Source organism: Cryobacterium sp. LW097, from assembly GCF_002205495.2.
GTDB classification, from domain to species: Bacteria; Actinomycetota; Actinomycetes; order Actinomycetales; family Microbacteriaceae; genus Cryobacterium; species Cryobacterium zongtaii.
In genome coordinates, this window is sequence record NZ_CP021992.1 from 2149348 (window position 1) to 2168938 (window position 19591).

Here is a 19591-nt window from a genome sequence, read left to right on the forward strand (position 1 = left end):
TTGGACCGAGCCGCTCGGCCGAACTCGTAGCGTCGGAGGTGCTTCCGACATCACGTCGGAGGTGAAACGAATGGGGAAGCTGCATGCTGGTCACCGGATTGCTCGTGGGGATAGCCCTCGGATTTGTCATGCAGCGGGGGCGGTTCTGTGTCACGGGGGCGTTCCGGGACCTGTGGGTCACGGGCAACACGAGATGGCTCACCGCGTTCCTCATCGTCATCGCCGTGCAGAGCGTGGGGGTTTTCACCCTCAACGCCCTGGGCGTCATCTCGCTGTCTTCCAGCCCGTTCCCATGGCTCTCCACCATCGGCGGAGCCTTCATCTTCGGCTTTGCCATCGTTCTGGCCGGCGGTTGCGCGACGGGAACGTACTACCGCGCCGGTGAGGGCCTGGTGGGCAGCTGGCTGGCCCTGATCTTCTACGCTCTGTTCTCCGCCGTATCCAAGACCGGTGCGCTCGCCCCCGCCGTTACGGCCGCCCGCGGCGTCACCGTCGAGGCGTCCACGGTGCACGGCCTCCTCGGCGTGTCACCATGGCTCCTCGTGGCGGTTCTCGCCGTGGCCGTGGCCGCACTGGCCCGCCACCACCTGCGTCGCCGTCCGGCCGCACCGATGGCCACCCTGCCCGCTCGCAGGACGGGCATCGCCCACCTACTCTTCGAGAAGCAGTGGGGCGCCTTCAGCACCGCCCTGGTCATCGGAGTCCTCGCCATTGTGGCGTGGCCGCTCAGCTGGGCAACCGGCCGCGAGGCGGGCCTGGGCATCACGGGCCCCTCGTCGAACATCGTCAACTACCTCGTCGCCGGCGACGCCGAAGTGATCGACTGGGGCGTCTACCTCGTCATCGGCATCCTGCTGGGCTCCTTCATCGCCGCGAAGGCCAGCGGCGAATTCCGGGTGCGGATTCCCGATGCGCTCACCACTGTGCGCAGCATCGGCGGCGGTGCGCTGATGGGCATCGGCGCCAGCCTGGCCGGCGGCTGCACCATCGGCAACGCGATGGTCAACACCGCCACCTTCCAGCTGCAGGGCTGGGTGGCGTTCGGGTTCATGATCGTGGGAGTGGGCGCTGCGACCCGGCTGTTCATCACGGGACCGTCCAAGGCCCGGCTGGCGGCCGCCGGCCAGGCATCCGCGCCCGCCGCGCCCGCACCTGCATCGGTGCGCTCGTGACGGTCCGGTGATCGCTCCACTTCCTAGCAGCACCCCGTTCCGATCAGCAAGGAGACAACCATCATGGCTCAGCACGTTCTCGAAACCGACGGCCAGGTCTGCCCGTTCCCCCTCGTGGAGGCCAAGGAAGCCATCGCCCTGCTGGCGATCGGCGACGAGCTGGTGATCAACTTCGACTGCACCCAGGCGACGGATGCACTGCCGCGGTGGGCGGCGGAGGCCGGCTACCCCGTGACGAACTTCGACAGGGTCGGCAGCGCGGCATGGACCATCACGGTGCAGAAGGCCTGAGTCCCGCCGCCCAGAAAAAACCAACCCCGCCGGCAGGACCGGCGGGGTTGTGCTGTGCCCCCGGCAGGATTCGAACCTGCGACAAAGAGATTAGAAGGCTCCTGCTCTATCCCCTGAGCTACGGGGGCGCATAGCGCTTCAACGATACCGCAGTCCGGACCGCTGCCCCCGCGGCGGCGCGTTCAGAGCGCCTTGGCCGTTGCGACGAGCACCTGAGCGAGGGTCGGAACGCCCGTGGCGCGGAACACCTCGTCGCCGGCGGCGTTCTGCACGATGATCGTGGGGGTGTTGCGGATTCCGGCGGCCTCGGCCTCGGCATTGTCGTGCGCCACATCGAGCTCGCGCACCGTGGCGGCCGGCACCAGCCGTTCGACCTCGGCCAGAACAGCGCGGGTCTGCAGGCACGGCTCACAGAATGCCGAGGAGAAGAAAATGAGTTCCATGACGGCTCCTAACCGTTGACCAAGGCGAGAACGGCCACAACCGCGGAAACCGCGGCCAGCAGCAGCGACACCCCGACCAGCACCGCGTGCACGATCAGGAACGACGTCGGCTTGCCGGACTCATCCCGCGCCCTGCCGTCCTGACTGACCCTCTTGTAGAAGCGCGGCCAGACCACGACGTTCCAGACGGCGTTGAGCAGAAGCAGGATGGCGAGTGTTGTAAGCATCGTCATCAGTCTACGAGCGCCGGGCGGCGAGCCGATCAGGGAGCCGCGTCGGGGCCCACCGCTAGACTCGCCCCATGACAAACAGCAGTGACCGGTTGGTATGGATCGATTGTGAAATGACCGGGCTCGACATCAACAATGACGAATTGGTGGAGATTGCGGTGGTCGTCACCGACTTCGACCTCAACATTCTCGACCCCGGCCTCGACATCGTGATCAAGCCCGACGCCTCCGCCCTGGCGAACATGGGCGACTTCGTGCGCAACATGCACACCTCCTCCGGCCTGATCGAGGAGATCCCCAACGGCGTGAGTGTGGCCGAGGCTGAGTACCAGGTGCTCGAGTACGTCCTGCGTTTCGTCCCCGAAGACCAGCGCGCGCCCCTGGCCGGAAACTCGATCGGCACCGACCGGGCGTTCCTGACCCGGTACATGCCGCGCCTGGACAAGCAGTTGCACTACCGCAACGTCGACGTGTCCTCGATCAAGGAACTCGCCCACCGCTGGTTCCCGCGGGCTTACTTCAACGCACCCGCCAAGGACGGCGGCCACCGCGCCCTCGCCGACATCCTCGAGTCCATCCGTGAGCTCGCCTACTACCGCAAGAGCGTGTTCGTGGCCGACCCCGGACCCACGAGTGCGGAAGCAAAATCGCACGCAACGGCCGTTGTGAACATCTTCACCCAAAACGTGTAATAGAATTCTTGAGTTGCCTTCGCTTGAGAAAGCGGAGCGGCACTTGGTGGGTATAGCTCAGCTGGTAGAGCGCCTGGTTGTGGTCCAGGAGGTCGCGGGTTCAAGCCCCGTTACTCACCCCAATGAAACAAGAAGTCCCGGCCCAACAGGCCGGGACTTTTTGCGTGCGCCACATGGCATGCTGAGTGGATGCTCACGCTCAGCCACGACGACTTCGAACGACTCGTCATCGATCAGCTCGATCTGCTCCCCGACGACATGGTCGACGGCCTCGAGAACGTGATCTTCGTCGTCGAGGACCGTCCAGAGGACGGCACCCTGGACACCCTGGGCCTCTACGACGGCGTCGCCCTCACCGAACGCGGCCAGTACGGTTTCGGTGAGATGCCCGACCGCATCATTCTGTTCCGCGAACCGCTGCTGGCCATCGTCGAGGATCTGGACGAGCTGCCCGACGAGGTTCACGTGACCCTCGTTCACGAGATCGCGCATTTCTACGGCATCGACGACGACAGGCTGCACGAGCTGGGTTGGGCGTGAGCCGCAGCCTGAGCGCGGTCGGCTACCCTGAACCATGAGTAGATTTCGACCTGGCCGTGTCCTCGGTATCTCGGTGGGAACTCTCGTGATCTTGATGATCGGGGTGTATGGGCCGGCCACGTTGCTCGGCCCGCTGCCCAGCGCCACGGTCACCGTCACCGCTCCGAACAGTGCCGTGCCGGCGTCCACCCCGGTGCTGCCCGCCGCCGGCTCCAGTGGGCTGCTCGCCGTCACCGCGGTGGACGACACCGCTACGGACGACACCGCTACGAACGACACCGCGACCGGCGGCGACCCCGTCGAGCCCGCACCCGCGACGCTCGGCGTGGACACCATTGCCATCGGCGGCGGCAGCGACCCGGTGCCGATGGCATCCGCCGCCAAGATCATCACGGCCCTCGTCGTGCTGGACGCCAAGCCCCTCGCGGCCGGCGAACCCGGACCGGCCTACTCCTTGGTCACCGCCGACTACCAGGATTACCTCGACTACACGGCCCAGGATGCCCGCACCGTCATCGTGTTTCCCGGCGAGAGCTGGACCGAGCGCGAGATGCTGCAGGCCATGATCCTCGGCTCCAGCAATAACCACGCCGACACCCTGGCCCGCTGGGCGTTCGGCTCCGTCGACGCCTACCTCATCGCCGCCAACGCCTGGCTGGCCGCCAACGGCATGCCGAACACCACGGTGGTCGACGCCAACGGCCTCCTCGACGGCAGCGCCGGGACCGGCACCGACTTGGCGCGCGTCGCGGGCCTGGCCGCGACGAACCCCGTGGTCGCGGACATCATCGCGCAGCCGGCATCCGCTCTGGTCGGCCAGCGCGGCGTCAGGAACACCACGGAGTATCTGCCCGAAGAGGGGATCACCGGTATCTCGCGCAGCTACACCGAATCCGGCGGGGTCTGCTTCCTGTTCACCGGCACCGTCGTCGCCGGCGAGAAGGCCTTCACCTTCGCGGGTGCCTTCCTGGGCGAACCGGACTACGACACCCTCACGGCCGACCTGACGGCCCTGATGGCCTCGGCGCGGGCGGGGGTCACGGAGCTTCCGATCCTGGCGGAGGGTGACGGATACGCGACCCTCACGACGGCGTGGGGCGATTCGGCCGATGCCGTCGTCGCCACCCCCAAGACCCGCTTCGGCTGGCAGGCCGCCGCCGGCACCGACCCTGTCGTGACGCTCGACGACGTCACGACGGGGCGTGCGGGAGCCAAGATCGGCCGGGTCACGGTGGATGCGTTCGGGGAGAGCGTCTCGTCGACGTTGGAGCTCGACAGCAGTCTGACCGACCCGGGTCCGGGCTGGCGCCTGCTGCACCCGGTCCCCGTGGTCAGCGCCCTCGTCGCCAGCTGGTAGTCAGCGGGTGGGCGTAACCGGTTCAGACCGGAGCGTCGTCAGATTCGACGGGATCGCTGTCCGACGAGTCGAAGGCGTAGCGCACGTGCAGCTTGCCCTGCACCTCTCGACTGTCGACCTCGTCGTACCAGAACAGCGATTCCATGCTGTCGACGGCGGCGACCATGCTGATCCGGGCGTCGTGCTTGCCGTGCAGGAGCACGCGGCTGTCGGTCTGGCCCTCGAGGGGACCGTCCACGAATTCCACGGTGTACTCGGTGTTCTCACTCTGCGGGGTAGTCATGACCCCAACTTACTGCTCAGGCCCGGTTTTCGCCTCAGGCGCCGCCGGAGCGCCCAAGCCCAGGCGGGGTGCCCGTGAGACTGACGCCGGCCGATAGTTGGGGCTGCTCCCTGGCTCGGTAGGCCTCCCAGTCGTGCTGCCACTGGTCCCAGTGCGCCTCGAACCCGCCGCCGTCACGGGCCAACGCCCGCCGCTTGCGGATGCCGTCGTCGGCATCCAGCCACACCCTGACGTCGCTCAGGGACGCGTGCGCCCGGGCCAGGGCACCGCAGCCCTCGATCACGAGCGGCCGGTCGGGGTCGACGCTATGCCATTCGGCCGGGACCGCCGCCGCCCAGTCGTACCGCTGCCAGGCGGCCGGCCGGCCGGCGTGCCGGGCGCCGAGCACCAGCCGGCCGACGTGGTCGATGGCGGCGTCCAGCCCGCCCCAGCCCGGGTAGATGTCATCGAGGCGCACCAGTGTCGGCGCCACCGGTCCCGGCCAGGCGGCCAGCACGGCGTCGGCGAGGGTGCTCTTGCCCGCGCCGCTGGGACCGTCGATGAGGATCACGGCCCGGTCGCCGACCGGATTGCGGTTCAGCGCCCTGACGGCGGCGAGCACCGGTGCGACCAGGTCAGGCGAGCACAAAATGCCACGTCCCCGCCAGAACAGCTGCCGAGATCGCCGCGGCGGCGATGGCAGCCCCGATGAGGACGACCAGTGTGTCGCGCACGCCGAAGACCGACTCCCTGGCCCAGGTGCGCGGTTCGTCGCTGCCGAAACCCCGGGCCTCCATGGCCGTGGCGAGTTTGCTGCCCCGTCGCACCGAAAGAACCAGCAGAGCGAAGGCGAGTCCGCCGAACCGGCGGGCGCGGCCGCGCAGGCCGCCGCCGTCGCCCACCCCGCGGGCCCGCCTGGCCAGGGCCAGGGAGTGCCAGTCGTCGATGAACATGCCCACCAGGCGCAGCCCGGCCAGGGCGCCGAGCACGAACCGGGCCGGCAGGCGCAGCACCTGCGCGAGGCCGTCGCCGAGGTCGGTGGGATCGGTGGTGGCCAACAGCACGATCCCGGGGATGCCGATGGCCAGGATCCGCAACCCGATCGCCAGGGCCAGGGCCACGGACCCCTCGGTCACCGATACGAAGCCGGCGCTGAACAGCACGGCGCCGGAGTCCTGTCCGTAGAGCACGGTGGTGAGCACGGCGAAGGGAACGGCGATCCACACCGGTGCGGTGCGAAGCCAGAACTGGCGGGCGCTCAGCCCGCACCAGGCCAGCAGCACAGCCTCGAGTGCGAGGGCGACCGCGGCCGAGACCCAATCGATGGACAGCATCAGGGCGCAGCTGATCAGCAGCGCCACGGCGAGTTTGGCGACCGGGTTCACTCCGGCGATCGCACTGGGCCGGATCTCCTGCGTCATCAGGCTCACGACGCCTCCCTTCCGGCGGGCGCGCGCAGCCCGGCGGTCACGCTACGGCCACTCGCCGGCCCGGTTCCCGGCACCAGGGTGAGGCGCGCATCCGCCAGCGCGGCCACGAACTGCTCATCGTGCGTGACCGCCAGGACGGCGGTGCCGGTGTCCAGCAGTTCGGCGAGGAGGCGCACCAGCTCGGCCCAGGTGCGGGAGTCCTGCCCGAAGGTGGGTTCGTCGAGGACGAGCAGCCGGGGCCGGGTCGCCAGCACCGTCGCCACAGACAGCCGGCGCTTCTCGCCGCCGGACAGGGTGAACGGGTTGGCGTCGGCGAGGTGGTCCAGCCGCAGTCTGTGCAGCAGCGCGTCCACTCGCTCAGTTTGCTCGGCCCCGGCCAGACCGAGGGCGCGGGGGCCGATGGTGAGCTCGGCACGCACGGTCCCGGCGAGGAACTGGTGCTCGGGGTCCTGGAAGACGGTGCCGATGCGCGCCAGCAGGTCGCGGGAGCGCCATCGGTGCGGGGCCGGCCCGAGTCCCCCGGCGAGGGCATCCGTTGCGGTCAACCGCCCGCCCGCGGGGGCCAGAAGCCCGGCCATGGTGAGCGCGAAAGTCGACTTGCCGGTGCCGTTGGGTCCGGTGAGAGCCGTGGCCGTGCCGGCGCGCAGGGCGAGGTCGAGGCCGTGTGCGACGACGACGGCCTGTTTGCGGGCGAACGGCACCCGTCCGACGGCGAGGTCATCGGCGCTGAGCAGGACTTCCGCGCCGGGACCGTCGGAGCGGGGGCGCCGGTCGGGCGTCGCGGGTGGGAACCTGGGTATCCACACTCCGGCGGCGGCGAGCCGCTCCCCTTCGGCGCTGAGCACGCTGTCGGTGGGTCCGTCGGCGAGGATGCCGCCGGCCGGGTCGAGCACCACGATGCGGTCCACGACGTGCTGCCAGACCGCGACGCGGTGCTCGATCACGATGAGGGTCGCACCCGACGCCTCCACGGAGCGCAGCACGGCGTCGCGCACCTCGACGACACCGTCAGGGTCGAGGTTGGCGGTGGGTTCGTCCAGCAGCACCAGGCCCGGGCGCATGGCGAGCACCCCGGCCAGGGCCAGGCGCTGCTTCTGGCCGCCGCTGAGCGCGCTGGTCGGGTGCCGCAGAGGCAGGTCCAGGCCCACGTCCGCGAGGGCCCGACCGACCCGGGGCCAGATTTCGGCGCGCGGAACGGCGAGGTTCTCACAGCCGAAGGCGACGTCGTCGCCCACCCTCGCGAGCACGACCTGCGAGTCCGGGTCCTGCAGCACGAGGCCCACCCGGCCGCGGGACGCGCTGGGGCGGCGGCCGTCGATGAGGAGTTCGCCGGTCTCGTCGCCGTCCTCGTCATCGCCGAGCACACCGGCGAGGGCGTGCATCAGCGTGCTCTTGCCGGCTCCGCTGGGTCCGAGCACGAGCACCCGCTCCCCCGGGCGGATGTCGAGATCGAGCCCGGAGACCGCGGGGCGGGACCGGCCGGCGTGCCGCCAGCCCCAGCCGGAGGCCGTGACCCTGGCGCCGGTCACGGCCGGGCCTCGGCGACGCGGAGCGGGCATCCGGTGCGGGTCACCGGGCAGGCTGGGTGTCGACCCGGTCGGTCGGGCCCGATTCGCGGCCGGCGGCGAACCGGCTCAGCGCGCCGGTGCGGGCGAGTCCGCGCACCGCCAGCCAGGACAGCAGCCCGGCGAGCACGGTACCGGAGACGACGGCGGAAACCAGGTAGACGATCTTGGGGCCGATGTCGAGGGCCGCGTAGCTGGTGAAGGTGGTGTCGAGCAGACCAACGGCGATGCCCGCGCCGGCGCCGGCCAGGAGGGCCACGCCCAGGCGCCAGTTGGCGTACAAGAACAGGGCCAGCACGATCTCCGCGCCCAGCCCCTCGACGACACCCCAGATCAGGGTGGAGAAGCCCCACTGGGTGCCGATGAGCATCGAGACGACGGCGGCGACGACCTCGGTGTAGACGGCCGCACCGGGCTTGCGGATGATGAGTCCGCCGAGCACCCCGGCGAACAGCCAGCCGCCGGCCAGGAGTCCTTCGAGCCCGGGGGTGAAGGCCAGGAGGGCGCTCAGCGGCGACCAGGCCAGGCCCCATGCCCAGAAGATCACGCCGCTGGCGACGCCGATGACGCTGGCCACGACGATGTCGACGACCCGCCATTTCAGCACCCGCGGTTTCCGCGACGTGGAGGGAGAGGTGGCGGACGAAGTCCTGGAAGGCTGGGTGTTGATTGACGCGTGCACTGTACGTGCCCTTTCCGTAGAGGAATACTGGGCACGGGATTGAGAAGCCTCCCTGCGCTGGCATGATCCAGATCAGGTTCGACGGTCGAAGCTGAAGTAGCTTCCTCTCAGCCCGGTTCACCGGACTCCCGTGTTCAGCTTCGAGTATAGAACTCCCCGGGCGCATCCGGGCAATGCAAGGCGTCGCGCGACAATTTCTGCGCGCGAGGATCTCGCTGCTAGTGCTAGCGCTTGAGCGCGCGGATGATGCGCGCGATGGCCTTGCCGGCGACCCAGACGAAGGGGATGCCGACGGCCAGCAGCGAAATCACATTCGGTTCGAAGCGGGCCGCTCCGCCGGACTTAACGTAAGCGCCGATCGGGATGGCCATGCCACCGCCGCCACCGCCGGCCGCCGCGGACTCGTCACCTTCGCCGCCACCGCCGAAGCCGTACTGCACCAGGGCCACCGGAACGATCGTGACGCCCTCGATCTGCACGGGGTCTCCGTAGGCCGACCTGACGCCGATGGATCGAGCGTTTTCTGCGAGCTTCAAGGCGAGATTAGTCATGGTGAGAGGCTACTCCCCCTCTCCCTGCGGCGTCCCGGCGTTCGGTGTTCCGAACGGATGGACATCACGCTTCGGAGCACTTCCGCCGCCCAGCTGCGAGGCCGGCCGCACGATCCCCCGGCCGAACCGGGCGGTGACGGTGTCCACGGCCAGTTCGGCTTCCCGCCAGTCGTCGTCATCGTCCCACAGGCCCATGCCGGCACCATCGCCGGAGCCGAGTTGCTCGGCCCGCACTCCGATCAGGCGCACCCGGATGCCGCGGGCCGCGAGCACGTCGAAGCTCGCGGTGACCTCCTCGTATATCCGCCGGCCCACGTTGGTGGGCTCGGCCAGGGTGCGCGACCGGGTCACCGTGCTGAAGTCGGCGTAGCGGAGCTTGAGCACCACAGTCCGTGCGACGAGGCCGTTGCCGCGCAGCTTGGCGGCCACCGCATCCGCTTGGCGCAGGAGTTCGCTGCGCAACCGGGCGACATCGGTGACGTCATGTTCGAAGGTCACCTCGTGGCCGACGCTTTTCTCCTCGCGTTCGAGGTTGATCGTGCGCGGGTCGATGCCCCAGGACAGATCGTGCAGTTTGTGCGCGCTGGCGACGCCGACGGCACGCTGCAGCATCTCGAGGGGGGCGTGCGCGATATCGCTCACGTGCCGCAGCCCGAGCCCGAGCAGCGCCTGTTCGGTGCTGGCGCCCACCCCCCAGAGGGCGCCGACGGGCAGCGGATGCAGGAAAGCGATGGTGTCCTCCGCGGGGATCACCAGCAGCCCGTCGGGCTTGGCCCGTCCGGAGGCCAGCTTGGCCACGAATTTAGTCGACGCGGCGCCGACCGAGCAGGTGAGTCCGGTCTCGGCGAACACACGGGCGCGGATCTTCCGCCCGATCTCGGCGGGTGAACCGTGCACACGCCGGGCGCCCGCGACATCCAGGAACGCCTCGTCGATGCTGAGCGGCTCGACCATCGGCGTCATGTCGGTGAAAATGCCCATCACCTGGCGGGACACCTCCACGTACCGGCCCATGTGCGGCTCGAGCACGATGGCGGCCGGGCAGCGGCGCAGGGCGATGGCCATCGGCATAGCCGAGTTGACCCCGTACTTGCGGGCGACGTAATTGGCCGCTGTCACCACGGACCGACCGGAGCGGTGGCCGATGACGACGGGGAGGTGCACGAGTTCGGGGTGGTCGAGCAACTCGACGGACGCGAAGAACGCATCCATGTCTATGTGCAGCATGGTGGCGGTCGTGTCGTCGACATCGGCGCCGGTGGTCTGCCGGTCGCTGCCATCCTGCCTGCTCACGCCGCACCACACCCTTCTGCCGCTCCGGCCGGAACCAACTCGAAGCTACCTTCGAGAGTACAGGCAGGAGGGGTCGGCATCGAGCTAGAAACCGCCGAAATCTCCACCGCCGCCGAAATCGCCGAATCCGCCGGAGTCGCCACCGAAACCGCCGCCGGAGTCACCACCGAAATCGCCGCCGGAATCGCCTGAGTCCGCCGTGGTCTCGGCGCCCGAGTCGGTGCCGGCGTCACCGGCCGCATCCGCCTCGCCGCCCATATCGGGCAGGAACGCGCCCACCAGCGCCGAGCCGACAACGTAGCCGGCCACGGTACCGAGCAGGGAAGCGCCGAGCATGCTGCCGAAGCCGGGGCCCTGCCGGCCGCCGGCCTGGTCGCCGCCGAAGACCCGGTCCAGGGTGCCCGGCTGGCGGAGTTCGGCCCGGGTGGCGGACTTGGCCAGGGTGGCCGGTTCGGCGTTCGCCGGGCGCTCACCCTCCATCGCGTTCTCGGTCAGCTGCTGGAAGAGCAGGTCGCGCTGCTCGTCGGTGAGCTTGCTGAACGCTTCGGTGTGCACTTGTTCAATGGTCTCCGGCGGTGCGGTGCGCAAGAGGTACCTGTAGCGTTCCACGGCGATCTCGTCGTCGGTGCGCTGCGGGGCCGGCGCGGTGCGGGTCGGCTCCGGTTGTTCGGGTCGGCCCAGGAGGCGATCGAGGAATCCCATGAGTCTGCTCCTTCGCTTTGGTGTCAGCCTAGGCGGCACCAGCCCGGACCGACAGGACCGTGGCCAGCGACTCCAGCGCTTTCACAGGGTCGGGACCGGCCGGGATGAGGACAACGCTCGTGGCTCCGGCGGTGTGCAGCTCATCGATGCGGCGGCGAGCGGATGCGGCGGTGCCGACCACCGCGAGCTGATCGACCCAGCTCTCGGGCATCGCTGCCGCGAAGTCAGCCCGGCTGGCGCTGGCCGAGCGCAGGGCGGCGAACTCCTTCGCGAAGGGCAGCACCGTGATGTGCGGGGCCCAATCGGGGTCGCCGATCCACTCAAGAGCCGGGCGCACCAGGTTGCGGGCCACGGCGGGGTCCTCGTCGACGGCGGCCGCGTTGTAGGCCACCACGTGACGGGCAGCCGACGGGGGGCGGAGGCCGGGGAACCCGAAGCCCTCCGGCGGAGCGTCGCGGCCGGCATCGAGGGCACCGATCGCGGCAGCGAGGTATTCGGGGGTGACGGGCTCGGCCAGCACCACCCCGTCGGCGCAAGCGCCGGCCAGGTGCAAGGACTTCGGTCCGCGCACGCCCGCCAGGATCGGCGGCACCGTGGACGGCGGACCGGCCAAGGCCACGGCATCCGCCTGGACGTAGCGGCCGGCTGTCGTGATGGAGGCCCCGCGCAGCAGGGCACGCATGAGGTCGATGTTCTCGGCGAGCATGGCCAGGGGGCTGGTCGGCCAGCTGCCGGTCTGCCGCATCCAGACGGGCATGCCATGCCCGACGCCCACCTGCAGTCGACCCGGGAAAAGTTCGGCGAGGGTGGCGATCTCGAGGGTCGCGAAGCCGGGGTTCCGGGCTGCGGCGGGCAGGATCCCGATTCCCACAACTATGGTCGTGGTGGCGGCGAGCACCACGGCGGCCTGGGCGATGCCCCCGCGGAAGAAGCAGTCCTCCACCACCCAGATCTCGGTGAAACCCAGTTCCTCGGCGCGGCGCGCGTAAGCCACGAACTGCGCTGCGGGCAGGTCTCGCGGCAGCATGACGGCGATGGAACCCGGGGCACTGGAAGCTGGCATGTGGACCTCGTCGCGGTAGGGCCGAGGACAGAGCCCGGCGGTGTTCTCTGTCGAACCTAGCTTCTACGGCGGAACTTCTCGCACTGACGGGGAGATTTCCGGCGGACCCGGAATGCCCGCGGGCCGAGCGTCGTTGCACCCAGCACGGACTTTCCCCTCTGGGCGGATGCCGCACGACAATCAACGAAGTGAGCCCACTGTGCTTGAAAAGACTCTGTCCGAAAAAACTGTGCTTGACACCACCTCCGCCAGCGCAGCTCCGTCGATCGACTGGTACACCCTGCAGAAACAGGCGCACCGTGAATTCGGCCGGCGCATCGCAGCCGTGGACGATTGGAACGCTCCGACGCCCGACAAGGAGTGGACCGTCGGTGATCTGGTGCGCCACGTCGTTCGGGAGCAGCAGTGGATCCCGCCGCTGCTGGCCGGGCTGACCCTGGACCAGGCCCGGCGCCGCGTCGACCCGCTCGGGGACGACCTCGTTGCCGAATGGCACACGCACTCCTCACTGGCCACCGCGGCGTGGCAGGCGGCGTCTGCGGATGCGTCGGTGCAACTCTCCTACGACACCGTCACGGTGCTGGACTACCTGCGCGAGCAGGTCTCCGACGTGACGATTCACTCCTGGGACCTGGCCAGGGCGACGGCGGCCGACGAGACCCTGGACCCGGCTCTGATCGAGGCGGTCTGGACGGTGTTCGAGCCGCAGCGGGATGCGCTGGAGGCCAGTGGCCTGTTCGATTCCCCGGTGCCGATGCCCGAGGACGCTCCGCTGCAGTCCCGGCTGCTGGCCCTCACCGGCCGCGACGACCGCCGCTGACCGCCGCCGCCGCGTCCGCCCGCGCCGATCAACTGTTGCTCGTTCGGACAAGTGCGCCCGGCACACCGGGACCATTTGTCCGCACCGGCAACAGTTGCGGCGCTAGGCCGGGCGCTAGGCGACGGTGGTGCCGAAGAGCAGTCCGAGCAGGTAGGTGACCCCGGCGGCTCCGAAGCCGATCACAAGCTGACGCAGCGCACGCTTCAGCGGCGGACCGCCGGAGAGCAGTCCGACGACTGCGCCGGTGGCCAGCAGCGCGAGGCCCACGAGGACCGCGGCGACGATGATCGCAGCGACGCCCTGCATGCCGAACAGGTACGGCAGCACCGGCAGCAGGGCCCCGGAGGCGAAGAAGCAGAAGCTGGAGATCGCGGCGCCCATGCCGGTGCCGATGGCTTCGTGCTCGTCGACAAGTGCGGCGGTGGAGCCGTCGAGCCGGCTCACGTCGAGCGCACCGGTGGCGACCGCCACGGTGCGCAGCACCTCACGGGCGTGTACCTCGGCGTCTTCGGGCGTCATGCCCTGGGCACGGTACACGAGGGTCAGTTCGTTGGCGGCCTCGTCCAGGTGTGAGAGCACGCTGCGCGTGGCCGGGTTCGGGGTGGATGCCTCGAGAAGCTCGCGTTGGGAACGCACCGACACGTACTCCCCCGCACCCATCGACAGGGCTCCGGCCAGCAGGCCGGCGATGCCGGTGAAGAGGATGGTGGCGGTGGGCACCCCGGTCGCCCCGATGCCCAGCACCAGGGCGAGGTTGCTCACCAGACCGTCGTTGACGCCGAAGACCGCGGCCCTGAAGGTGCCTGACAGCCGCTGGCGGCCGCGGGCGGCCAGGCCTCGAACGACTTCCTCGTGGATACGCTCGTCTGCGGCCATGGCGCTGGTGGCATCGGCGTCCCCGTCGTAGGGCGACCGTGCCTCGGCGCGTTGGGCGAGCGCGAGCACGAAGACGGAACCGAACCTGCGGGCCAGCAGGCCAAGCACCCGGGTGCGCAGCGCACCCTTCCGGGGCGCTCCAACCCGCTCGCCGAGCAGGTGGCGCCAGTGCGCTTCGTGCCGGCCCTCTGCCTCGGCGAGGGCCAGGAGGATGTCGCGTTCCTCGCCGGAACGCCGACCGGCCAGATCACGGTAGACGGCGGCCTCGGCCTGTTCATCGGCCAGATACCGCCGCCACCGACGGATGTCGGCCTCGGCGGGCTGGTTGAGGTCGGCCACGGCGATCACGACTCCGGAGCTGCCTCGAGCGAACCCTGCGACACCCGGGCCGACTCGTGGGGGCCGGTGCCGTCGAGACCGTAGAACGGTTCCTCGAAGTGCACCACCCACACCGCTTCCTTGCCCACGACGGGTGCATAAAGCGCCGAGCCGACGAGCTCGCCTGGCGCGGTGATGACCCCGATCGGGTCTTCCACCATCGAGTCGGGGTAGCGGCTGCGGTCAAGCCGCACCACCACCTGCATGCCGACGCCGAACACCGCGGCCGCCCCGTCGGCTGACGGGGCGTCCGCGGGCCGGCGGCTCCAGAGCGCCATTACTCCACCGACTCCGAAGGTGCAGACTCCACCGGAGCGCTGCCGGCGCGTTCGAGCACCAGTTCGCGCACCCTGGCGGCATCCGCCTGGCCGCGCATGGCCTTCATGACCGCGCCGATGACGGCGCCGGCGGCCTGCACCTTGCCGTCGCGGATCTTCGCGAGCACGTCGGGCTGCCCGGCGAGGGCCTCGTCGATGGCCGCAATCAGCGGCCCGTCGTCGCTGACGACGGCCAGTCCACGGCTGGCGACGACCTCGCTGGGGGTGCCCTCGCCGGCGATGACGCCCTCGAGCACCTGGCGGGCCAGGCGGTCGGTGAGGGTGCCGTCGGTGATCAGCTCGATCAGCGCGGCCACCTGGGCCGGGGTCACGAGGCTCTCGGCAGTCACGCCGGCGGCGTTGGCCAGACGGGCAATCTCGCCGGTCCACCACTTGCGGGCGGACTGAGCGGGCGCGCCGGCGGCGATGGTGGCCTCCAGAACGTCGAGGAGGTCGGAGTTCACCACATCCTGGAACTCGAGGTTCACAAAACCCCAGTCCGCCTGCAGCCGCTTGCGGCGGGCCGCGGGGGGCTCGGGCAGCGTGGCGCGCAACTCTTCGACCCAGGCACGCGACGGGGCGACGGGCACCAGGTCGGGCTCGGGGAAGTACCTGTAGTCGTCCGCGTCGCTCTTGGGCCGGCCGGCGGAGGTCACCCCGGTGTCCTCGTGCCAGTGCCGGGTCTCCTGGGTGATGGTGCCGCCGGCGTGCAGCAGCGCGGCCTGGCGCTGGATCTCGTAGCGCACGGCGCGTTCGACGCTGCGCAGTGAGTTGACGTTCTTGGTCTCGGTGCGGGTGCCCAGGATGTTCGAGCCGCGCGGGCGCAGGGACACATTCGCGTCGCAGCGCACGTTACCCTCTTCCATCCGGGCGTTCGAGACGCCGAGCGCCTTGACGATCTCGCGGATGGCGGCGACGTAGGTCTTGCCGATCTCGGGCGAGTCGGCTTCGCCACCCTCGATCATCTGGGTGACGATCTCCACCAGTGGCACGCCGCCGCGGTTGTAGTCGACCAGTGAATAGTCGGCGCCCTGGATGCGTCCTGCCGCGCCACCCATGTGGGTGAGCTTGCCTGCATCGTCCTCCATGTGCGCGCGCTCGATGTCCACGGTCACCTGGCGGCCGCTCTCCAGCTCGATGGTGAGCTGGCCGTTGAAGGCGATCGGCTCGTCGTACTGGGAGGTCTGGAAGTTCTTGGCGGTGTCGGGGTAGAAGTAGTTCTTGCGGGCGAACCGGCTGGTTTCGGCGATCTCGCAGCCCAGGGCCAGGCCCAGGCGGATGGAGGACTCGATGGCCTGGCGGTTCACCTGCGGCAGCCCGCCGGGCAGGCCCAGGCAGGTGGGGCAGGTGTTGGTGTTGGCACCGGAACCGAATTCGTTGGCGCAGCCGCAGAACATCTTGGTCTTGGTGTTGAGTTCGACGTGCACCTCGAAGCCGAGCACCGGCTCGAACAGCTCGAGGGCCTTGTCGTAGTCCATCAATTCGGCTTTCGCCATCAGACGGCTCCCCCTTCGGTTGCGAACATTTCGATGTTGGCCAGAGCGGGTGCCTGGCTGAGCAGGGTGTGCCCCCAGTGTGCCTCGAGCAGCTGCTCGACGGCGGCACCGAAGGTGTACAGACGGGCATCCGCGCGGGCGGGCGCCATCACCTGCAGACCCACCGGGAGGCCGTCTTCGGGCGCGAGGCCCATCGGCAGGCTCATGCCGGGGATGCCGGCGAGGTTGGCCGGGATGGTGGTGATGTCGTTGAGGTACATCGCCATCGGGTCTTCGGTCTTCTCGCCGAACTTGAACGCCGTGGTCGGCGCCGTGGGAGAGACGAGCAGGTCGACCTTGTCGAACGCGGCGGCGAAGTCGCGCTGGATCAGCGTGCGCACCTTCTGGGCGCTGCCGTAGTAAGCGTCGTAGTAGCCGGCGCTGAGGGCGTAGGTGCCCAGGATGATGCGGCGTTTGACCTCGTCGCCGAAGCCGGCGTCGCGGGTGGCGGCCATGACGCGCTCGCTGGTGAGCGGGCCGTCCTCCGGGTTGACCCGGATGCCGAAGCGCACCGAGTCGAAGCGGGCCAGGTTGCTGGAGGCTTCGGCGGGCAGGATCAGGTAGTAGGCGGAGACCGCGTACTCGAAGTTCGGGGCGCTCACCTCGCTGACGATGGCGCCGGCCGCGGACAGCAGGGCCAGGGTCTCCTCGAAACGCTGCTTGACACCGGCCTGGAAACCCGCTCCGTTGAGTTCCTTGATCACGCCGATCCGCACCCCCTTGAGGGCACCGTCGGCCAGCCCGGCCTGGGCCGCGGCGGCCATCGACGGCCACGCATCCGTCAGCGATGTCGAGTCGAGCGGGTCGTGCCCGCCGATCACATCGTGCAGCAGCGCGGCGTCGAGCACCGTGCGGGTGACCGGGCCGACCTGGTCGAGCGAGGAGGCCAGTGCGATCGCGCCGTAGCGGGACACGCCGCCGTAGGTGGGCTTGACGCCGACGGAACCGGTGACGGCGGCGGGCTGACGGATGGATCCGCCGGTGTCGCTGCCGAGCGCCAACGGTGCCTCGAACGCGGCGACGGCGGCCGCGGAGCCACCGCCGGAGCCGCCGGGGATGCGGTCAAGGTCCCACGGGTTGTGGGTGGGGCCGTAGGCGGAGTGTTCGGTGGAGGAGCCCATCGCGAACTCGTCCATGTTGGTCTTGCCCAGCGGGATGAGGTCGGCGTCGCGGATGCGCCGAACCACGGTGGCGTCGTACGGCGGGATCCACCCCTGAAGGATCTTCGACCCGGAGGTGGTGGGCATGTCGTGCGTGGCGAGCACGTCCTTGATGGCGATCGGAACGCCGGCCAGCGGGCCGAGCTTCTCGCCAGCGGCGCGACGGGCGTCGACCCTCGCGGCGGTGGCCAGGGCGGCGTCGCGGGCCACGTGCAGGAACGCGTGCACATCGGGCTCGACGGCGTCGATGTGGTCGAGGTGGGCGCGCGTGACGTCGACGGAGCTGACCGAGCCGTCGGCGAGCAGACCGGCCAGGGCGGCGGCGGTCTGGTTGATAAGACTGGTCACGTTGTTACTCCTCGTCCAGGATGGCGGGCACGCGGAATTTGTCGCCGGCACGGTCGGGGGCGCCGGACAGGGCCTGGTCGACGGTGAGCGACGGCACGACGACGTCGTCACGGAACACATTCGTCAGCGGCATCGGGTGGCTGGTCGCCGGGACGTCGGGCGTCGCGACCTCGGCGACCCTGGCGACAGAGTCGACGATCTGGCCGAGTTCGACCGTGAGGCGATCGATTTCTGCCGAGCTGAGGTCGATCCGGGCGAGGTTGGCCAGATGCGCAACCTGCTCGGCCGTGATTTCAGACATGAAACTCCCAAGAAAATCGAAGCGGAAGCTCCAATTCTATTCGTCGTCGTCGGTTGCCAGGTCCGCGTTGTCGGTGCCGATCAGCGCCATGTTGTGCAGGGACTCGCTTCCGGGCCTGAAATAGTCGTTGTGGCCGAGGGATCCGCCGAGCCAGGCGCCGGTGACGGTGTCGGTCGCCCCGTCCACGCCGAGTGCCCTGGCACCGTACGAGGAGGCGCCGGGATCGCTGCCGAAGAACGCCGAGCTGACCGCCGGGTCCCAGTCCGCCTTGCCGACGAAGACGTTCCCGTTGGCGACCTCGAGCTTGTCGGCGGACTGGATTTCGCTACCCGGTGAACCGACCACGACGAGGGCGTCCACCTGCACGGAGCCGTTGGCCAGCGCCATGAGCGAGACGGTCGAACCATAGGAATGCGCGAACACCGAGATGAAGGGCTGGTCCGCTCCCCTGCTGGCGCGCACGCCGGCCCACGAGGTCTCGAGGAAGGCGGCGCCGGCCACCGCACGGTCACGCCAGCCGACGGAGAACACGTCGGGCGCCTCGTAGCCGATCCAGGCGATCGTGGCCACGGTCTTCGCTGTGGTCGCCGCGGCATCCGGGTACCCCGAGACAAGCCGGCTGCCGGTGGCGGATGCCGGGGTGACGGACGCTGTGCCGGGTGCGGTTGTGGTGGCGGCCGGCGCCTTCTTGCGTGCGGCCAGGACCGCACGCTGCTCGCGGTAGACGTCGTCGGCCACGGTGGTCCAGTTGACCATCGCGGGCTCGACCCGGTAGTTCATTCCCGGTACCAGGTAGCCGATGTAGTCGGCGGTGTCCGGGTTGCCCAGGGCGATCGCCGCCCGCCCCGACCCGTTGGGGTCGAGCAGGATCAGGCTGCGTTTGGGCCCGCCGTCGCTGGGTTTCAGGGCCAGTTGGACCTGGCTGAGCACGGCAACCCGGCCGCTGGCCAGGGAGCGTTCGGCATCTGACGAGTGGCCGGCGAGGACCCGCTTGGCCTCGGCGAGGGATTCACTGAGGTATCGCTCGTTCGCGCGACTGCGCTGCGCCAGCGGCACGCCGTCGAGGTTGCCGACCAGCCGCGGGGTCGCCGTGGTGAGGGTGGCCCGCTGGGTGGAGTCGAGCAGCGTCCACCAGGCCGACACCACCGTGGCTTCGGGCGGAGTCGCCAGCACCGAGTCGACGCGGGTGGGGTAATCGGCCACGAAGCTCCTCAACTCCGCGACGGCGAGCTGGGACATACCGACGAGCAGATTCGACCCCGTCATGGTGCGGAGGGAGGCCACGTCGATGTCGATGGCAGCGGCCGACTGCACCTCGAGCTCAGCCGAGGCCTGCGAGGCGCCCGCATCGCTCTGACGGTCCGCGACCCGGGCCGAAACGGTCTCGTAGACGCTGACCTGCGAGGATTCGGGCATCAGGACGGGCCCGCCCACCCCGACGAGGGCGAGCGAGGCAGTCAGCAGTGCAGCGGCCTCGAATAGCACGACGCGTCCCGTCCCCTCCCGAACGAATGAACAGCAAACAGACTCGACGCCCCTGGCAAGTCATGCGCTCTCAGCTTATCGAGCCGCGGGCGCTGCCA

23 protein-coding genes, 2 tRNA genes and 1 riboswitch are annotated in these 19591 nt (G+C 69.6%); of the genes, 7 read left to right on the forward strand and 18 right to left on the reverse strand.

Annotated features, from left to right (window positions below):
• Positions 1-83 precede the first annotated feature (83 nt).
• A complete protein-coding gene (locus B7495_RS09910) occupies positions 84-1172 on the forward strand; it encodes a YeeE/YedE family protein (RefSeq protein WP_088456420.1) in 1089 nt (362 codons plus the stop codon).
• Between the two features lie 63 nt (positions 1173-1235).
• Positions 1236-1463, forward strand: coding sequence for a sulfurtransferase TusA family protein (locus B7495_RS09915; protein WP_088456421.1), 228 nt, complete (start codon positions 1236-1238; stop codon positions 1461-1463).
• A 55-nt stretch (positions 1464-1518) separates the two neighbouring features.
• Here the strand turns inward: B7495_RS09915 and B7495_RS09920 are convergent.
• The 3 genes from B7495_RS09920 to B7495_RS09930 form a co-directional block, all read right to left on the reverse strand.
• A tRNA-Arg gene (locus tag B7495_RS09920) sits at positions 1519-1591 on the reverse strand.
• A 54-nt stretch (positions 1592-1645) separates the two neighbouring features.
• On the reverse strand, positions 1646-1906 hold the full coding sequence (locus tag B7495_RS09925; protein ID WP_088456422.1) for a thioredoxin domain-containing protein: 261 nt from the start codon (positions 1904-1906) through the stop codon (positions 1646-1648).
• Between the two features lie 8 nt (positions 1907-1914).
• Positions 1915-2133, reverse strand: a complete 219-nt coding sequence (locus B7495_RS09930) for an SCO4848 family membrane protein (RefSeq protein ID WP_088456423.1) — start codon at positions 2131-2133, stop codon at positions 1915-1917.
• 74 nt (positions 2134-2207) lie between these two features.
• Between B7495_RS09930 and orn the strand changes: the two genes are divergently transcribed.
• The 4 genes from orn (at position 2208) to B7495_RS09950 (ending at position 4725) form a co-directional block, all read left to right on the forward strand.
• Complete coding sequence (gene orn / locus B7495_RS09935) at positions 2208-2828, forward strand: oligoribonuclease (protein WP_088456424.1); 621 nt, start codon at positions 2208-2210, stop codon at positions 2826-2828.
• A 46-nt stretch (positions 2829-2874) separates the two neighbouring features.
• Positions 2875-2950 (forward strand) — tRNA-His (locus B7495_RS09940).
• A 67-nt stretch (positions 2951-3017) separates the two neighbouring features.
• Positions 3018-3368 carry a metallopeptidase family protein gene (locus tag B7495_RS09945; RefSeq protein WP_088456425.1) on the forward strand — a complete coding sequence of 117 codons (351 nt, stop codon included), beginning with the start codon at positions 3018-3020 and terminating at the stop codon, positions 3366-3368.
• Positions 3369-3402: 34 nt separating this feature from the next.
• Positions 3403-4725 (forward strand): D-alanyl-D-alanine carboxypeptidase family protein, encoded by a 1323-nt coding sequence (locus tag B7495_RS09950; protein ID WP_088456426.1) that lies wholly within the window; start codon positions 3403-3405, stop codon positions 4723-4725.
• Positions 4726-4747: 22 nt separating this feature from the next.
• Here the strand turns inward: B7495_RS09950 and B7495_RS09955 are convergent, their stop codons facing one another.
• The 9 genes from B7495_RS09955 to B7495_RS09995 all read right to left on the reverse strand — a co-directional run bounded on the left by B7495_RS09955 (position 4748) and on the right by B7495_RS09995 (position 12273).
• Entirely contained in the window at positions 4748-5008 is a 261-nt protein-coding gene (locus B7495_RS09955; protein WP_088456427.1) for a hypothetical protein, read from the reverse strand.
• Between the two features lie 34 nt (positions 5009-5042).
• A complete protein-coding gene (locus B7495_RS09960; protein WP_240632190.1) occupies positions 5043-5609 on the reverse strand; it encodes an ATP-binding protein in 567 nt (188 codons plus the stop codon).
• Positions 5610-5622: 13 nt separating this feature from the next.
• Positions 5623-6408 (reverse strand): energy-coupling factor transporter transmembrane protein EcfT, encoded by a 786-nt coding sequence (locus B7495_RS09965; protein WP_088458024.1) that lies wholly within the window; start codon positions 6406-6408, stop codon positions 5623-5625.
• A gap of 5 nt (positions 6409-6413) precedes the next feature.
• A complete protein-coding gene (locus B7495_RS09970; RefSeq protein ID WP_088456428.1) occupies positions 6414-7976 on the reverse strand; it encodes an ABC transporter ATP-binding protein in 1563 nt (520 codons plus the stop codon).
• A 10-nt stretch (positions 7977-7986) separates the two neighbouring features.
• Complete coding sequence (locus B7495_RS09975) at positions 7987-8664, reverse strand: ECF transporter S component (protein WP_088456429.1); 678 nt, start codon at positions 8662-8664, stop codon at positions 7987-7989.
• A gap of 31 nt (positions 8665-8695) precedes the next feature.
• Positions 8696-8806, reverse strand: a riboswitch (TPP riboswitch).
• 82 nt (positions 8807-8888) lie between these two features.
• Entirely contained in the window at positions 8889-9215 is a 327-nt protein-coding gene (locus B7495_RS09980; RefSeq protein ID WP_088456430.1) for a hypothetical protein, read from the reverse strand.
• A 9-nt stretch (positions 9216-9224) separates the two neighbouring features.
• Positions 9225-10508: a DNA polymerase IV gene (gene dinB, locus B7495_RS09985; protein ID WP_088456431.1), complete on the reverse strand. Its 1284-nt coding sequence runs from the start codon at positions 10506-10508 to the stop codon at positions 9225-9227.
• An 84-nt stretch (positions 10509-10592) separates the two neighbouring features.
• Complete coding sequence (locus B7495_RS09990; RefSeq protein WP_088456432.1) at positions 10593-11210, reverse strand: hypothetical protein; 618 nt, start codon at positions 11208-11210, stop codon at positions 10593-10595.
• 28 nt (positions 11211-11238) lie between these two features.
• Positions 11239-12273: an LLM class flavin-dependent oxidoreductase gene (locus tag B7495_RS09995; protein WP_088456433.1), complete on the reverse strand. Its 1035-nt coding sequence runs from the start codon at positions 12271-12273 to the stop codon at positions 11239-11241.
• A gap of 229 nt (positions 12274-12502) precedes the next feature.
• On the opposite strand from B7495_RS09995, the gene B7495_RS10000 reads away from it, so the two are divergent.
• The gene (locus tag B7495_RS10000) at positions 12503-13093 is read left to right on the forward strand and encodes a TIGR03086 family metal-binding protein (RefSeq protein WP_240632192.1); all 591 of its coding nucleotides are present in this window, start codon (positions 12503-12505) and stop codon (positions 13091-13093) included.
• Between the two features lie 114 nt (positions 13094-13207).
• Here B7495_RS10000 and B7495_RS10005 read toward each other — a convergent pair whose 3' ends face one another.
• The 6 genes from B7495_RS10005 to B7495_RS10030 are packed head-to-tail and all read right to left on the reverse strand — an operon-like array spanning position 13208 to position 19493.
• Complete coding sequence (locus tag B7495_RS10005; protein ID WP_198414989.1) at positions 13208-14317, reverse strand: VIT1/CCC1 transporter family protein; 1110 nt, start codon at positions 14315-14317, stop codon at positions 13208-13210.
• On the reverse strand, positions 14314-14625 hold the full coding sequence (locus B7495_RS10010; RefSeq protein WP_088456435.1) for a hypothetical protein: 312 nt from the start codon (positions 14623-14625) through the stop codon (positions 14314-14316). The genes B7495_RS10005 and B7495_RS10010 overlap by 4 nt, the downstream gene beginning before the upstream one ends.
• The gene (gene gatB, locus B7495_RS10015) at positions 14625-16160 is read right to left on the reverse strand and encodes an Asp-tRNA(Asn)/Glu-tRNA(Gln) amidotransferase subunit GatB (RefSeq protein ID WP_088456436.1); all 1536 of its coding nucleotides are present in this window, start codon (positions 16158-16160) and stop codon (positions 14625-14627) included. The genes B7495_RS10010 and gatB overlap by 1 nt, the downstream gene beginning before the upstream one ends.
• The gene (gatA, locus tag B7495_RS10020; protein WP_088456437.1) at positions 16160-17707 is read right to left on the reverse strand and encodes an Asp-tRNA(Asn)/Glu-tRNA(Gln) amidotransferase subunit GatA; all 1548 of its coding nucleotides are present in this window, start codon (positions 17705-17707) and stop codon (positions 16160-16162) included. The genes gatB and gatA overlap by 1 nt, the downstream gene beginning before the upstream one ends.
• Before the next feature lie 4 nt (positions 17708-17711).
• Entirely contained in the window at positions 17712-18008 is a 297-nt protein-coding gene (gatC, locus tag B7495_RS10025) for an Asp-tRNA(Asn)/Glu-tRNA(Gln) amidotransferase subunit GatC (protein WP_088456438.1), read from the reverse strand.
• Positions 18009-18044: 36 nt separating this feature from the next.
• Complete coding sequence (locus tag B7495_RS10030) at positions 18045-19493, reverse strand: alpha/beta hydrolase (RefSeq protein ID WP_088456439.1); 1449 nt, start codon at positions 19491-19493, stop codon at positions 18045-18047.
• Positions 19494-19591 lie beyond the last annotated feature (98 nt).